This window comes from Enterococcus sp. 4G2_DIV0659 (genome assembly GCF_002140715.2).
GTDB lineage: Bacteria > Bacillota > Bacilli > Lactobacillales > Enterococcaceae > Enterococcus_L > Enterococcus_L mansonii.
In genome coordinates, this window is the sequence record NZ_NGLE02000001.1 from 386,739 (window position 1) to 401,861 (window position 15,123).

At 36.3% G+C, this 15,123-nt stretch carries 10 protein-coding genes and 1 pseudogene; all 11 read right to left on the reverse strand.

Features of this window, described 5'->3' with window-relative positions:
* Positions 1 to 32: 32 nt before the first annotated feature.
* Positions 33 to 998 (reverse strand): asparaginase, encoded by a 966-nt coding sequence (locus A5880_RS01850; protein WP_086331520.1) that lies wholly within the window; start codon positions 996 to 998, stop codon positions 33 to 35.
* 35 nt (positions 999 to 1,033) lie between these two features.
* Positions 1,034 to 3,421 carry an ATP-dependent DNA helicase gene (locus tag A5880_RS01855; protein ID WP_086331521.1) on the reverse strand — a complete coding sequence of 796 codons (2,388 nt, stop codon included), beginning with the start codon at positions 3,419 to 3,421 and terminating at the stop codon, positions 1,034 to 1,036.
* 198 nt (positions 3,422 to 3,619) lie between these two features.
* Positions 3,620 to 4,777, reverse strand: coding sequence for a bifunctional glutamate N-acetyltransferase/amino-acid acetyltransferase ArgJ (gene argJ, locus A5880_RS01860; RefSeq protein ID WP_086331522.1), 1,158 nt, complete (start codon positions 4,775 to 4,777; stop codon positions 3,620 to 3,622).
* Positions 4,778 to 4,969: 192 nt separating this feature from the next.
* Positions 4,970 to 5,650: a Bax inhibitor-1/YccA family protein gene (locus A5880_RS01865; RefSeq protein ID WP_086332024.1), complete on the reverse strand. Its 681-nt coding sequence runs from the start codon at positions 5,648 to 5,650 to the stop codon at positions 4,970 to 4,972.
* Positions 5,643 to 6,125 (reverse strand): MaoC family dehydratase, encoded by a 483-nt coding sequence (locus A5880_RS01870; protein ID WP_086332023.1) that lies wholly within the window; start codon positions 6,123 to 6,125, stop codon positions 5,643 to 5,645. The genes A5880_RS01865 and A5880_RS01870 overlap by 8 nt, the downstream gene beginning before the upstream one ends.
* A 168-nt stretch (positions 6,126 to 6,293) precedes the next feature.
* Positions 6,294 to 7,631 carry a UDP-N-acetylmuramate--L-alanine ligase gene (gene murC / locus A5880_RS01875; protein WP_086332022.1) on the reverse strand — a complete coding sequence of 446 codons (1,338 nt, stop codon included), beginning with the start codon at positions 7,629 to 7,631 and terminating at the stop codon, positions 6,294 to 6,296.
* 185 nt (positions 7,632 to 7,816) lie between these two features.
* Positions 7,817 to 8,725, reverse strand: coding sequence for a hypothetical protein (locus A5880_RS01880; RefSeq protein ID WP_179190502.1), 909 nt, complete (start codon positions 8,723 to 8,725; stop codon positions 7,817 to 7,819).
* Positions 8,726 to 8,923: 198 nt separating this feature from the next.
* A complete protein-coding gene (gene asnS / locus A5880_RS01885; RefSeq protein WP_086331973.1) occupies positions 8,924 to 10,222 on the reverse strand; it encodes an asparagine--tRNA ligase in 1,299 nt (432 codons plus the stop codon).
* A 48-nt stretch (positions 10,223 to 10,270) separates the two neighbouring features.
* On the reverse strand, positions 10,271 to 11,461 hold the full coding sequence (locus A5880_RS01890; RefSeq protein WP_086331523.1) for a pyridoxal phosphate-dependent aminotransferase: 1,191 nt from the start codon (positions 11,459 to 11,461) through the stop codon (positions 10,271 to 10,273).
* Between the two features lie 60 nt (positions 11,462 to 11,521).
* Complete coding sequence (locus A5880_RS01895; RefSeq protein ID WP_179190499.1) at positions 11,522 to 11,995, reverse strand: cell wall elongation regulator TseB-like domain-containing protein; 474 nt, start codon at positions 11,993 to 11,995, stop codon at positions 11,522 to 11,524.
* Positions 11,996 to 12,113: 118 nt separating this feature from the next.
* Positions 12,114 to 14,884 (reverse strand): annotated as a pseudogene (locus tag A5880_RS01900) (helicase C-terminal domain-containing protein).
* Between the last annotated feature and the right edge of the window lie 239 nt (positions 14,885 to 15,123).

Sequence of the window (15,123 nt, forward strand, 5' to 3'; positions counted from 1 at the left end):
TCCCATTATTTCGTCTATTTTAACAATTAAAATCATTCACTTAAAAAATCATGTAGTTTATGTAAGCTCTTTCCACTATTTAATCCAACAATCAACCGAATTCGAGCCTTTGGTCCATTTAGGCCTCTTGAAAAAATAATCCCCATTTTCTTTAAATTTACGCCGCCGCCTTCATAATCATAAATGTCTTCAGCAATGCCGTTTGAACAACGGGAAACTAAAACAATTGGCAAATTGCGCGCCAACATTCTTTCTAGCGCAGGTAAGGTTTCTGGTGGCAGATTTCCTGCCCCCAGTGCTTCAATAACAATCCCATTCGTTTGATCATTATCAATTAAATCAAATAAACTGCTGTCCATACCAGCATATGCTTTAATCACATAAACTGTCCCATCCACTGATTGAATATCACACACTTCTTGCGGACAAACCTCACTAGCAAAAAAGGTTCGCTCTTTTGCAATCATACCAATCGGACCAAATGTAGGTGTCCGAAATGTCGCAACATTTGTCGTATGAGTTTTCGTGACATAACGTGCTGTATGGATTTCATCATTCATTACCACAAGGACTCCTTTGCCACGTGAATCATCTGAACAAGCCGTCCAAACTGCACTAATGAAATTGTATAGTCCATCTGTTCCGATCTCATTACTTGAGCGCATCGCCCCAGTCAAAACAACTGGTATCTGATTTTCTAATGTAATATCTAAGAAATAAGCTGTCTCTTCTAACGTGTCAGTGCCGTGAGTAATCACCACACCATCAATCTTTTCTTGGTAGGCTTTTTGTATCCGCTCTTTGAGTTCCAACATCCTCTCCAGTGTCATATGAGGTGAAGGGATGTTAAAAATCGGCTCTACGATTAAATTTACTTTCCCTTCAAATAATGCTTCTTGATCCAGTAAGGGATTCATCTGATTTGGTGCAACATTACCATCGGCTTCTTTTGACATCGAAATCGTTCCACCTGTGTGTAAAACTAAGATCGTTTTCATTTTGGTTCCTCCTATAGTTCTATTTTCCTGATTATTTAAATGATCGTTCCTTTGTAATTAGTCGATTCCATTGATTGCCAGAACTGCTTCATTAGTTGTTGAGCTTGCTCAGTAGAAGAGACTTGCTGAACTTGATTCCAATGAGGCGGAAATAAACGTCGAACAGCATTCGACGAAAAACGCTGATCTAACAAAAGAACCACTCCCTTATCTTCTGTATCTCTTATTACTCTTCCAGCGGCTTGCAGCACTTTATTCATCCCTGGAATCTGGTAGGCAAATTGAAAGCCTTGATTTTTTTCTCGATCATAATACTCTTTAATTAACTCTTGCTCATGATTCATTTGGGGTAATCCAACACCCACGATTGCTGTGCCAATCAAGCGCGTCCCTTTTAAGTCGATTCCTTCTGAAAAAATACCGCCTAATACACAAAAACCAACGAAAGTATCATCTGGCTCTGAGATAAAGTCGCGCAAAAAAGCTTCCCGCTCTGCTTCATTCATTAAGGTTGCTTGTATTTTTGTTTTAATTTGCGGATTTTTTTGCTGAAATAGCTTATAGACATTATCCATATAGGCGTAAGAAGGAAAGAAAACAACATAATTCCCTTTTTTTTGTTTGATCATTCCAGTTATACTTTCAGTAATTTTTTCATAGCTTTGCGCCCGCTCTTTGTATGTTGTTTGTATCTGATTTTCAATCAACAACAATTGGTTCTCTTTCGGAAAAGGACTGGGTATTCGGCAACGCAAACTGTCTTGAGTGCCACCTAGAATTTCTTGGTAATAATCCAAAGGCGTTAAACTTGCTGAAAATAAAATACTGGCTTTGGCCTTATCTAGTTTTTGCTCTAAAAGGTAAGAGGGATCTAAACAAAATTGCTTGATTATAATATCATAGTTTTCGCAATTTACATAGGTGCAATAATGATCATCATAACTTTCACCGATTTTAAGATAATGCATCAACTCAAAATAAACAGCTAACACTTGCTCCAATTCAACAAAGTTCTGATTTTCAGGTAACCATTCTTTTATTTTTTCGACTAAAGAATTAGCAGCTTTAACTAAAGAATCAATTGGTTCATTTTGATGCAAAAAGAGCGTTCCCTCTTGCTCACAAACTTGTTGGATTTTTGCAAATTCTTTGTCTATTTTGTTTAAGGCTCGGTTAAATTTTGTTTGGTTTTTATCGATGATTTTTTTCAGTGCTAATAGCTTGTTTCTAGATAAAGCGGCTGAATACATTTCTCTAGAGCGACCGACTAAATTGTGGACCTCATCTACTAAAAAAATGGTTTCTTTGGGCTCTGATTGATCTTCAAAAAAGCGGCGTAAATAAACAACTGGATCAAATAAATAATTATAATCGCAAATCACCAAATCACACCATAAACTAACATCCAATGATAGCTCAAAGGGGCACAATGTATGCTTTTTTGCATATCTCTCAATCACTTCTCTGGTCAGTTGATTTTCATGATTTAGTAAATCCCATAAGCCTTCGTTTAAACGATCGTAATAACCATTAGCGAAGGGACACGCTTCTGGCGTACAATTTCGTTCCGTCAAGAAACAGATTTTATCTTTCGCTGTTAGTGTAACACTTTTTAGATGCATTTCTTTTTGTTTCATTGCTTCTACAGCATCTTCGGCTACTTGACGGGTAATGGTTTTAGCCGTTAGATAAAAAACTTTTTCTGCTTGCTCCTCACCAAGTGCTTTTAAGGTAGGAAATAACGTAGAAATCGTTTTCCCAGTTCCTGTTGGCGCTTCAACAAATAATTTTTGTTCACTTAAAATTGTTTTATAAACAGCGACTGAAAGTTCTCGTTGCCCTGAACGATACGCTCCATATGGAAACGTTAAGTTCTTTAATGATTGGTTCCGAAGTTTGCGCCAACTCGTTTTAAAAATCAACCACTGCTCATAGCTTTGAGTTAACTCATCAAAAAATTGCTTTAGTTCTTCTCTTGTACATTCTTTGTCTTGTCGCGTAATTTCTTTCGTGGTTGTCTGGTAATAGGTCAACTGTAAAGTGATCGTTTCTAGGTCTTCTTGTTGACAATATATATGGCCATAGCACATTGCCTGATACCAAAACATTTCCACCTGTTCTTCTGATAATTCGGAAAATGCGGGTTCTGATGTTTTAATTTCATCAATGACTGTTCGATTATTTTCATCGAAAAAAATTCCGTCAGCTCGCCCTTCAATTATGTATGTTTGCTGATTTAATTCTATGTTGATTGCTAATTTCACTTCTTTTTGATAATTTCCACTGGCTGCTTGCTGTAATTTCCGATGAATCTTGGCACCTTCCTGAGCAGTATGCTCACTTGTATGTCTAGAATCAATACTTCCTTTACGTAAAATAAACTCAACTAATCTACGAACAGCAATTTTTTGCCTTGTTTTCATTCATGATCCCACCCATCTCTTCTATTATAGAACATACATTCGTAAAATAAAAGAGGCGAGAAAACTAAAATGTGACTAAGGAATCACTCTACGAGTCAAATCCTAGTCACATAAAAGCTAAATAAATCAGTCTACAAAAGCAACACCTTGTCTGCTCTTACAATTAGACATTTCTGAGTCAACCCTCGTTTTATCCTTTTAAGTGGCGTAATCACTATTGATTTTGACATATTCATAACTTAGATCACAGCCAATTGCTTGAAAACTTTCAGTCCCTTGTTGAAGATCGATCGTTAGATAGACATCTTCATTATTTTTGATATATTGCTCGATTAGAGGAAGATTTTGCTTCACTTCTTGATTATTCGAAAAAATTGGTAAATCACCGTATGATATATTTATTTTATCTTGATCAAATATTAAACCTTGCGTTTTTCCTAAAGCCATTATGATTCGTCCCCAATTTGGATCATGACCGAATAACGCTGTTTTTACTAAAGGTGAATTAATAACCGATTTAGCACCAAATCGAGCTTGCTCTTTACTTGTTGCTTGTTTCACAGTAACAAACATTGTCTTCGTCGCTCCTTCAGCATCTTTTACCACATCTAATGCCAACTCTTTACATAGTTGATTGAGCGCTGCTTGTATCTGCTCTTCCTTCACTTCGTAATGCCCATTCGCTAAAAACGCCACTGTATCACTTGTGCTTGTGTCTGAATCAATACTGATTGTATTAAAGGACTGGTCAACCGCTTCTTTTAACATTGGATAGATTGTTTCTTTGCTTACTTTTGCATCCGTTAAAACATAGGCCAACATCGTTGCCATATTTGGTTCGATCATTCCTGAACCTTTGACGATTCCTAACATTGTTGCCTCACCAATCTTCACTGTTCGTACTTTTGTCCGCTTATCAGTCGTCAATATAGCTTGAGCAAAGTCTTCATATTTTTTTGTTAATTTAATCGGTTGGTTGCTTAAAAAGTCTTCAATAGTCTTAATTGGTAATTGTGGTCCGATTAATCCTGTTGAAGAAGGTAAAATATTGGTTGCTTCAATGTCTAATTTTTTAGATAATTGATGCATAATCTTATACTCATTTTGTCTACCAATTTCCCCTGTAGCCACGTTAGCTATCCCACTCGTCACAACAATCGCTTGCAACTGTCCATCTTTGATATTTTCTTTTCCAATTGGAATACACTCACCGCAAAATGTATTTTTTGTAAACACAGCGGCGGCATGACAGAGTTCATCAGCCACAATTAACCCAAAGTCTTTTTTTCTTTTTTTAATCCCTACATGCCCACCATAAAATTTAAATCCCTTTGGACCATCTCCATACGCTCCCATAAACGACACCTTCTCATTTTTTATTGTTGGCAAATCATCAGTAATTTTCTAAAAGTATAAATGATATAGCAATAATAGTCAACGGTTATTTAAACACAAATAAACTTATTTAAGTATTTTTATTCATTTTAAAGCTAAAAAAATGCAAAAAAACAACATCTAAATTTCTCTAGATGTTGTTTAAAACTACTCTTAGTTATTTTTACCGAAGATACGTAAGAAAGCGATAAATAAATTGATGAAATCAAGATATAATTGTAAAGCGAAAAAGACCGCAATCCCTGTTCCTGCTTGTCCCCCTGTTTCGTTGTAAACTTGGCGGATTCTTTGATTGTCATAAGCTGTAATCCCTGCAAAAATCAAAACCATCAAGATAGAAATGAAAAACGAAACGGCACTACTACGTAGGAAAAAGAAATTGATTACCATGGCAATGATGATTCCGATCAACGCACTATACGCTGCATGTCCCATCGCTGACAAATCTTTTTTCGTAAACATTCCAACTAATGACATTGCACCAAATGTTGCTGCAGCACTGACAAACGCACTAACCACAGTTGCTTGAGCATACATCAATAATGTTGCTGAAATCGTTACTCCATTCAAGATAGAATAGACTAAGAAGCCGCTGATAGCCAAGGTTGGATTCTTCTGTGCTTTCAGACCTAGGAATAAAACTAAACCGATTTGTAAAATCCATAAACCAAAAAACAAGGGAACTGAATTCAACAATGTAACTAAAACAATTGGAAAAACATTCAAGATGAGATACGACACTAACGCACTAACACCGATTCCCATTGCTAAAAATGCATAAATTTTTGAATAAAACTTATTTATCCCAGCATTTACTACTGCTCCATTATTCATTTATATTTCCTTCTTTCTCTTCTAATTCAGCTAATGTGACTTGCGGTGGCTGAACCATTACGACCGCATCAAGAACTCGATCTTCTTCTTCATTGACTGCTTCAATCGAAATCGTCACCACATCTTTCATCTTATCAACTTTGATTACTTCAAATTGAAAGGTTAATGTTTCGTAATGAAAAACAGGTTCCACAAAGTTTACCGAAAAATTCACGACATGAGAGCCTGGTCCTGGTAAATGTTTTGAGATCGCGCTAGTGATGATTCCCATCAGCATGATCGATGGCACGATTGGTTTGCCATATTCTGTTTTTTGGGCATAATCATGTTGGATATATAAAGGATTGGCATCGTTGGTTAAGCCCAAATAAAGAAGTAAATCTTTATCTTCGATCGATTCGGTTAAAGACAGCGAATCGCCTTCCTCAATATCTTCGATGGTTTTGCCTAATTTTCTCGGTTTTCCGATATTCAAATTAGTACACCTCCACTAATGATAAGATAATTGTACCAAAATGACAGTAAAAGGCAAGCTAAAAAGAATCGGCAGAAAAAAGCATATTTCCAAAGAAGGTGCTTTTTTCTGCCTTTTTTCCAATCAAGAGACGAATATAACCTGTTAGCCACTTAATTCAGCTGTATTTTATAAAACATTTCTTGTTGTATTACTTAATAGCGTTTCATACGCTTGTTCGAATTTTTGAACATCACCAGCACCCATAAAGATCATTACAGCATGCTCATAATCCAATAATGGAGAAACATTCTCTTCTTTAATCACTTGACCGCCTTTGGTGATTTTTTGACCAAGATCTTCAATTTTCACATCGCCTTGTTGTTCTCTGGCAGAACCAAAAATATCACATAAGAAAACAGAATCCGCTAAATCTAATGCCTCGGCAAATTCATTCATCAACGCAATCGTACGTGTAAATGTGTGAGGCTGAAACACCGCAATAATTTCTTTATCAGGGTATTTTTGACGCGCACCATCAATTGTCGCAATAATTTCAGTTGGATGATGTGCATAATCGTCTACGATAATCATATCAGACACTTTTTTCTCAGTAAAACGACGTTTCACTCCTTCAAATGTCAACATTTCTTCGGCTACTTTGGTCATGTCTAATTTTTCAAAGTAAGCAACAGCAATCACACCTAAAGCGTTCATGATATTGTGCTGCCCAAAAGCTGGTAAAACAAAGTGTCCCACAAACTGGTCGTTGTGATATACATCAAAAGAAGATCCTTGGGTTGTCCGTTTGATATTTTTTGCTTGGATATCATCATCATCAGTCAATCCATAATAATAAATCGGCACATCTGCTTTTAACTGACGTAAGTATTTATCGTCACCGTACGCAAAAATTCCTTTTTTCACTTGAACAGCCATTTTTTGGAAAGCTGAGAATACATCTTCAATGCTCTTATAATAATCAGGATGGTCAAAGTCAATATTGGTCATAATCGCATAATCTGGAGAATACGCTAGAAAATGACGACGATACTCACAGGCTTCAAACGCAAAAAATTCTGCATTTGGGTCTCCATGACCTGTGCCGTCCCCAATCAAATAACTCGTTGGCGCAATTCCTGTCAATATATGAGAAAGCAAACCTGTCGTACTTGTCTTTCCATGAGAGCCTGTGACAGCAACGCTTGTATAAGGCTGAATAAAACGTCCAATAAAATCGTGATAACGAACGATTTCAGCGCCCAGTTCTTTTGCACGAACTAATTCTTCATGACTATCCGGAAAAGCATTTCCTGCGATAACAATCATGTCTTTTGTTATATTATCCTCATTGAAAGGCAAAATTTTAATGCCTGCTTTTTCTAAATCGCGTTGCGTGAAGAAGTATTCATCTACATCCGATCCTTGAACTTGATAGCCTTTTTCAAACAATACAAGTGCCAACGAACTCATCCCTGAACCCTTGATTCCAACAAAATGATGTAATTTATTTTCTTGATTGCTCATTATTATCCTCTTCTCTTAATATCTATATAAAACGTAGCTTTTTTAAACACTTTTACGATATGTGCAACTCATTATCATATAAATTTATGAAATAATCAACTAAAAATTTATGTTTCAAACAAAGGGCGGGACAGAAGTCTCCTCCTCTATCAAAGGTAGGTCCTTCTGTCCCAATCGATTATGTTTTAGCTAAAATACTTGCTATTTTCTAATTCCATACTTGAATCTTCAATAATACCGCTTAAAGGCTTATCTAAAATCCCTCGTTTTTTTTCTTGCTCAGCTTCTGCAACTTTTTGACCATACGCTGTCTGACTTTTGGCATTTTCTTTGGCAGTCTTTAACTCTTTACGTGAGCGGGGTAAGCTATGACTAAGATCTTCTTCTTTACCAAAACGCTCCATATCTGGCTTAATCTGTTGGTATTGACGTCTTGTCACAGGAATTTCAGGCGTTTCTTTAGGAATATTAAATTTTTGAACAGTAGGATCTTCATCGCCTTTCACTTGGAACGCTGCTGGTTCATCATCAAAAAGTAGATATGAACTTTGATCCTTTTTCATTGATTGTGCCAATTCTTGCTCTGTCAAAGTCGGCGCTTGTTCTTCTGGAATAACAGAAGCTGGAATGTACTTTGGAACAAAATAAGAGCGCGTCTCATAAGTAAAATCTTTTGAGAATGCTGCTTTGTTTTTATTTGGTGATTGTTGAGAACCAAAACCATAAGAATTTCTTTTAGGCAGATTGCCAAATAAATTTGTTTTTTGTTTTGGTGAACTTGGTTTATTGTGCGTCATCATATAATTAGGCAGATTAGATTTATGACGAGCTAATTCTTCCATCTGCTCTTGACTATGGGTCAAATGATGATTGTTTGTTTGAGTGGGTTGTTTTGGTAAAACAGGTTGCACTGTTATTGGATCAATTACGGGTGCACTTTGACTTGTTTGTGTCGTTGCTTTAGTCAACACAGGCTCATCTTGAAACAGTGTTCGTTTATTTTCAGAAGTTAATTTTACACCTAATTCATCATCATAAGCTGGAAAACGAAAATGTTTTCTTTTCACTTGGGTTGGGTTTTCCATTCGAGTCATTCCTTTTTTGTACTTTCTGTCAATTCTACCACAGAATAGCGTATTTCTAAACAATTTACTTTATTTTCTCATTCATTTCTTTACATTACAATAATAAACGAACATAGGGAATAATTTCAACTGCTATGTTTGATTCTTTTTCATAAAAATAGTAGTTGAACAAAGCAAAAGCTCTGATCAACTACCTTTTTAGAATCTCTATGGATAAATACGGTTCAATAGACGTGGGAATGGACTGGATTCACGAACGTGTTCAATACCAGCTAACCAAGTCACCGTACGCTCTAGTCCTAATCCAAATCCAGAGTGTGGCACAGAACCATAACGTCTTAAATCTAAATACCAAGAATACTCTTTTTCATCTAGATTATGATTGCGAATTTGTTCCACTAAGTAATCATGATCGATTGCTCGTTCGGAACCGCCAATAATTTCTCCATAGCCTTCTGGAGCGATCATATCAGCACAAATCACGACGTCATCACGAGTTGGATGTGGCTTCATGTAAAAGGCCTTAATTGCTTTTGGATAGTTTAAGATAAATACTGGTCGATCAAATGAGTTCGCGATAAATGTTTCGTGCGGTGAGCCAAAGTCATCTCCCCATTCAATATCATCAAAACCATTTTTCTTAAGCAATTCAACTGCTTCATCGTACGAAATACGAGGGAATGGCAATTGAGTATATTTTTTCAGTACTTCTCTGTCACGTCCTAAAACATCCAGTGCATAATCACAGTTATCCAAAACACTTTGAACAAGGAAAGCCACGTACTGCTCTTGCACTTCCAAACTTTCTTCTTGGTGCATGAAAGCCATTTCTGGTTCGATCATCCAAAATTCTATTAGATGACGGCGTGTTTTCGATTTTTCAGCTCTAAAAGTCGGTCCAAATGAGAACACTTTACCAAATGCCAAAGCGGCAGCTTCCATGTATAATTGTCCACTTTGAGAAAGGTATGCTTTTTGATCAAAATAATTGGTTTCAAATAAGTCTGTCGTTCCTTCAGCCGTACTAGCTGTTAAGATTGGTGGATCGATTTTAACAAAGTGGTTGTCATTAAAGAATTGGTAAGTTGCACGAATAATTTCGTTACGAATTTGCATGATGGCATGCTGACGTGATGAACGCAACCATAAATGACGGTGATCCATTAAAAAGTCTGTTCCGTGTTCTTTTGGTGTAATAGGGTATTCATGGCTTTCACCAATCACTTCAATTCCTGTGACACCAATTTCATAGCCAAACTTAGAACGGCTATCTTCTCTGATTTCACCTGTGATCCAGACAGATGTTTCTTGCGTTAAGCTTTTTGCTAACTGGAAAACTTCTTCTGGCACTTCACTTTTTACGACAATCCCTTGAAAGTAAGCAGTTCCGTCACGTAATTGTAAAAAAGCAATTTTTCCGCTTGAGCGTTTGTTGGCGATCCAAGCACCTATTTTTACTGTTTCGCCTACATGATTTTTTGAATCGATAATTTGAATTTGTTCCACAATCGTCTCTCCGTTCATTTCTTTTTTACCTATCCCGAATTAAGTGTTTTATTTTATTGATTTTTTTTCGATAAATGCTGCAATGCGTTTCACAGCTTCTTCCAGCGTCGACAAATCAGTGGCATAACTGATTCGAACATGCTCTGGCGCTCCAAAACCAGCACCTGTAACCAAAGCTACTTGGGCTTCTTCCAATAAATCATCCACCCACTTTGTCACATCCGTGTATCCGCAAATGTCTAAGGTTTCTTTGATATTTGGAAATAAATAAAATGCCCCCTGCGGCTTTTGCATGTTAAATCCAGGTAATGCAGCAACCTTAGGATAAATTGTATTTAGACGTTCTTCAAACGCTTGACGCATAATTTCTACTGTTTCTTGGTCGCCATTTAAAGCTTCCACTGCAGCATACTGACTAACCGCAGTTGGATTACTCGTTGACTGAGACGCGATATCATTCATCGCAGCAATGATTTTTTCATTCCCAACTGCGTAACCAATACGCCAACCAGTCATGGCATAACTTTTAGAAACACCATTAATAATAATTGTTTGTTTGGCAATCGCTTCAGATAATGTTGCGATTGGCGTAAACGTTGATCCATTGTAAACTAGTCTACCATAAATATCATCTGATACAATTAAAACATCATTGGCTACAGCCCATTCACCGATTTTTTGCAATTCTTCTTTTGAATAAATCATTCCTGTTGGATTAGATGGAGAATTTAAAATCAATAGTTTAGTTTGTTGTGTTTTGGCTTGTTCTAGTTGTTCTACGGTCACTTTAAATTCTTTTTCCTGATCACAAGTGATGAAGACAGGAACACCTTCAGCTAATTTAACTTGTTCTCCATAGCTCACCCAGTAAGGCACCGGAATAATGACTTCATCATTAGGATTTAATACCGCTTGAAAAAGTAAATATAACGCAAATTTGGCTCCGTCTGTCACGATAACATTTTTTTGCTGATAATCTAATTGATAATAACGACCAATATAGTCAATAATTGCTGCTTTTAATTCTTTGATGCCGCCAGATGGCGTGTAGTAGCTAGCTTTGCCACTTTTTATTGCTTCAATTGCTGCTTGCTGAATATTTTTAGGTGTAGTAAAATCTGGTTCGCCTACTGTTAAACTTAAAACATTTTTTCCTTCTGCCTTTAACGCATTTGCTTTTGCTGATGCTGCCAAGGTCACAGAAGGTTCTAATTTTTGGGCACGCTTTGATAATTCCATACTCTTCACTCCATTCATTTTTTTATCCTTGTTTTATCAAGTGTATAAATAATTGTCTCGTCAGACATTTTTAATAATCATGATTTCTTCTGCATTTTCAAATGACAGCAAATAATACGTCAATAAGCCATGTTCATTTTGGGTCAGTACTTCCCACGTAGGTTTTCCCTTATATAACCCCAAATTAACTTTTTTTATTTCTTTTTCTTTATAGTCGGTTTCAACAATTTGGCGGATGTGTCCTTCTTCCACCCCGTCTTTTTGATTTAGCACGGTCACTTTTTCTCCTGATTTAGGAATAATCACAATAAGCTCTTCGCCTTTGTCATTTTTCCCAGTTACAGTAAAGTAGGTTTTCTTTCGAGTAAACCAATAAAATTGATCCACAGATTCTAGATGTGCATATTCTTTAGCGATTTGGGTTGCCTCTTTTTTTGCCTGTGTTCTTGGATGCGTTGATCGAACATAGAAAATAGTGATCATCACAATAACCACTAACAAAAAAGCAATTACACCTAAAAGAATTTTGGTCATTCTTGTTTCATTTCTTTCTTCTTGTCCTTGCAATCGCCTCGCCCTTTCCAAACTTACTGGCTATCATTATAGCAGAAAATCAGTTCACTTTAATAGATACCAGACAAATTTATTTTGCTTATTTGTTTAAAAATTCATTTAGTTCACTCATTATTTCAGCTAACGGCGCTTCTTTGACTGGTAATTTTTTTGGCAAAGCTTTTAGCATCCGCTTGCCGTATTTAGCTGTGATCAAACGTCGATCTAAAATCAACAACGCTCCTTTATCCTTTTCAGAGCGAATCAGTCGACCCAGCGCCTGACGCAAACGTAGTGCAGCTTTTGGTAAAGCTTCATGAGTAAACGCTGGAATCCCTTTTTCCTCAAGGTAGTCATAGCGAGCCTTGACAAAAGGCCGTTTAGGATTTTCAAAAGGCAATCGTGTAACAACTAATAGAGATAGAGCGTCACCTGGTAAATCTACCCCTTCCCAAAAACTATCAGCGCCAAGTAAAACACTATTTTTTGAATGGGCAAATCGTTTCAACATTTTTTCACGGCTACCACTAATGCCTTGTGCTAAGAGTTCTCGCCCTTCATTGAGCAGCTCTTGTTGCAATCGGTAGTAAACGCTGGATAAGGTTTCATGAGAAGTGAATAAAACTAGGATCGATCGATTTTGTTGCCTTGCTAATTCATGAATAACAGAAGAAATATAAGCTGAAAATCCGACCGTATCAGCCTGACTGATTTCAATTGCTTCTGCTGGAATATAAAGCCGTGCATTCTCTTCATAATTATAAGGATCTGGCAAAGTTTTAAACGCAAAGTCAGTTAATCCTAATTTATTTGGCAAATATTTTTATCATGCCCAAATTTCAAGGTTCCACCTGTATATATAATTCGTTTATAACGATCATACCATGACGTTTCTGGTAAGATACTAGCATCCAAGTCGTTGATTGAAAGTGAGACATAACCTTGATTATTTACGCTATATTCCTTGACCCATCGTGGATGCCATTGATTGACATAGATATCCAAACATTCAGCTAAAAAGTCAACTCGTTCGAAAAACTGTAATAGGCTAACAAAAGTGATGCGTTCTGTCGCAGTATATTTTTCTAATTGTTCCTCAATCAATAATTGTAATCGTTTTTGAATCTCTGACATTTCTGATAAAAGGATGTCGATTTTTTGAATGAATGATTCACCCTCCAATGATAATTGATCGAACACTTCTTTTGTTAAAAGGATTGACCGCAATGACTGATGTGTGGAGGCATTTGGTAATAATTGATCGATTTCATAAAATAAATCAGCCAACTCTTCAATTAAATCCTCAGCAGCCTTGCAATAAATTCGCAGCAATCGTTTAGCTTCTGCTTCGTTTTCAAATAATTGTTTGACTTGATCGAAAAGTTGTTCTTCTTCTAAATGGGCGTTTACTTGTTTTTTAAATGCTATAAATTGGAATTGACGATTAGCAATTTTTCCCGCAATGTCAGGTAAATGGTGCGCTTCATCAATAATCAAGTATGAACTTTTGGGTAGTAACGGTATCTCTCTAAGGGTTTCTTGAGCTAAAAAGGCATGATTCACAATCAAGACATTGCTTTGTTTCACTTTTTTGTACAAGAAACGAACAAAATCTTCTTGATATAATGGATCTTGATCAGAAATAAAATCAAGGCCTCTATGCGCCACGTCTTTCCAAAAGATATGATTAAAATTCGTTAGTTGCAGCTCATCCAAATCTCCAGTTTCAGTTTCCAACAGCCATACTAAAACACCCATTTGATACAACGCGTATTGTTTTTGTTTAACAGGATGCTTTAATGTCGCTTTAAAACGTTGAAGATCAATATAATGACGATGACTTTTGATAATTGTCGCTTGTAATGGTTTAGGACAAATTTGATTTGCTAAAACAAGATCTTTTTCGACTAATTGATTTTGCAGCACAATTGACACTGTACTAATAACCACTGGATCATCTGGCGTTGCTAGATAACTTAGTGGGAAGAGATACCCTAATGTTTTCCCAGTTCCTGTCGCTGCTTCTATAAATAAATCTTTCAATTGATCATTCGTAAAATGGTCGTAAACTACATTCATCATACGCCCTTGTTCAGATCGATAAGCAATTTTTCCAGCAAAAAACTTTTCTTTCGCTCTTTTCTTTTGTGGAAATGCATATTCTCCGTAAAGCTTTTCTTCAAATAACGTAATTTCTTTTCTCCGTATCGCTATTCCTGAAACAACGTGCTGTTCTTTGGCTAATGGTTGAATATCATGTTTCATTTCTGCATAAATTTGATGGATATATGCACTTGTGTCCATCCCAGTTTGATGACTTAATGAAGCAATCGTCTCCATCGTAATCAATGGTAATGAGCGCATTTTTGTTTCGATTAGTAGTAACAATTCGGCGGTAACTTGAGCATCACTATCGGCTTGATGAGGATTATCATGGATCAATCCCAAGCTTTCCGACAAATCACCTAATCTGAAACTTTTTTCAGTTGGTAAAAAAATCTGAGCTAATTCAACAGTATCAATGCCAGGAATCTTCAGCTTTGGTGTTCCGCAACGAATGAGTTCTTGCGTTAAAAAAGAATAATCAAAATAAATATTATGAGCCACAAATACAGTGTCGGCTAATAAATTATAAATGGTCAGTGCAACATCTTCAAAATATGGCGCTTTTTGCACTCTCGCATTACTGATTCCAGTAAGATGTTGTATTTGTTTAGAAATGGCTTGATTGGGATTAATATCGGTAGCAAACCGAGAGATGATCGTGCCTTCTTGGATTAAAACACAACCAAATTGAATGATCCGATCAACGCTAGGATCTGTCCCAGTTGTTTCAATATCAACAACTGCATATATTTGCTTATTTCTCATTAAATCCCCCACCTTTCCTCTATCCTTGAAAATTATACTACAAAATAGGTCATTTTCACTATTGTTTCGAAAAAGAAGTAGATAATTTTAATTCCTCCTCATTTTTTAACCACAATGAGACAAAAATAGCGAGCGGAACAAAACTATTCAAGTTTTGCACCACTCACTTAAACCTTTGTTTAAGATTAAAGAGAACGTCCTTTGTTTTTTTCTTCAATCGATCTTCTCTTTATTTAGTA

Excerpts from the sequence above, each read along its gene's own strand:
- A5880_RS01850 (WP_086331520.1), bottom strand. The coding sequence starts at position 998 with ATGAAAACGATCTTAGTTTTACACACAGGTGGAACGATTTCGATGTCA.
- A5880_RS01855 (WP_086331521.1), bottom strand. The coding sequence starts at position 3,421 with ATGAAAACAAGGCAAAAAATTGCTGTTCGTAGATTAGTTGAGTTTATT.
- argJ (WP_086331522.1), bottom strand. The coding sequence starts at position 4,777 with ATGGGAGCGTATGGAGATGGTCCAAAGGGATTTAAATTTTATGGTGGG.
- A5880_RS01865 (WP_086332024.1), bottom strand. The coding sequence starts at position 5,650 with ATGAATAATGGAGCAGTAGTAAATGCTGGGATAAATAAGTTTTATTCA.
- murC (WP_086332022.1), bottom strand. The coding sequence starts at position 7,631 with ATGAGCAATCAAGAAAATAAATTACATCATTTTGTTGGAATCAAGGGT.
- A5880_RS01880 (WP_179190502.1), bottom strand. The coding sequence starts at position 8,725 with ATGACTCGAATGGAAAACCCAACCCAAGTGAAAAGAAAACATTTTCGT.
- A5880_RS01890 (WP_086331523.1), bottom strand. The coding sequence starts at position 11,461 with ATGGAATTATCAAAGCGTGCCCAAAAATTAGAACCTTCTGTGACCTTG.
- A5880_RS01895 (WP_179190499.1), bottom strand. The coding sequence starts at position 11,995 with ATGACCAAAATTCTTTTAGGTGTAATTGCTTTTTTGTTAGTGGTTATT.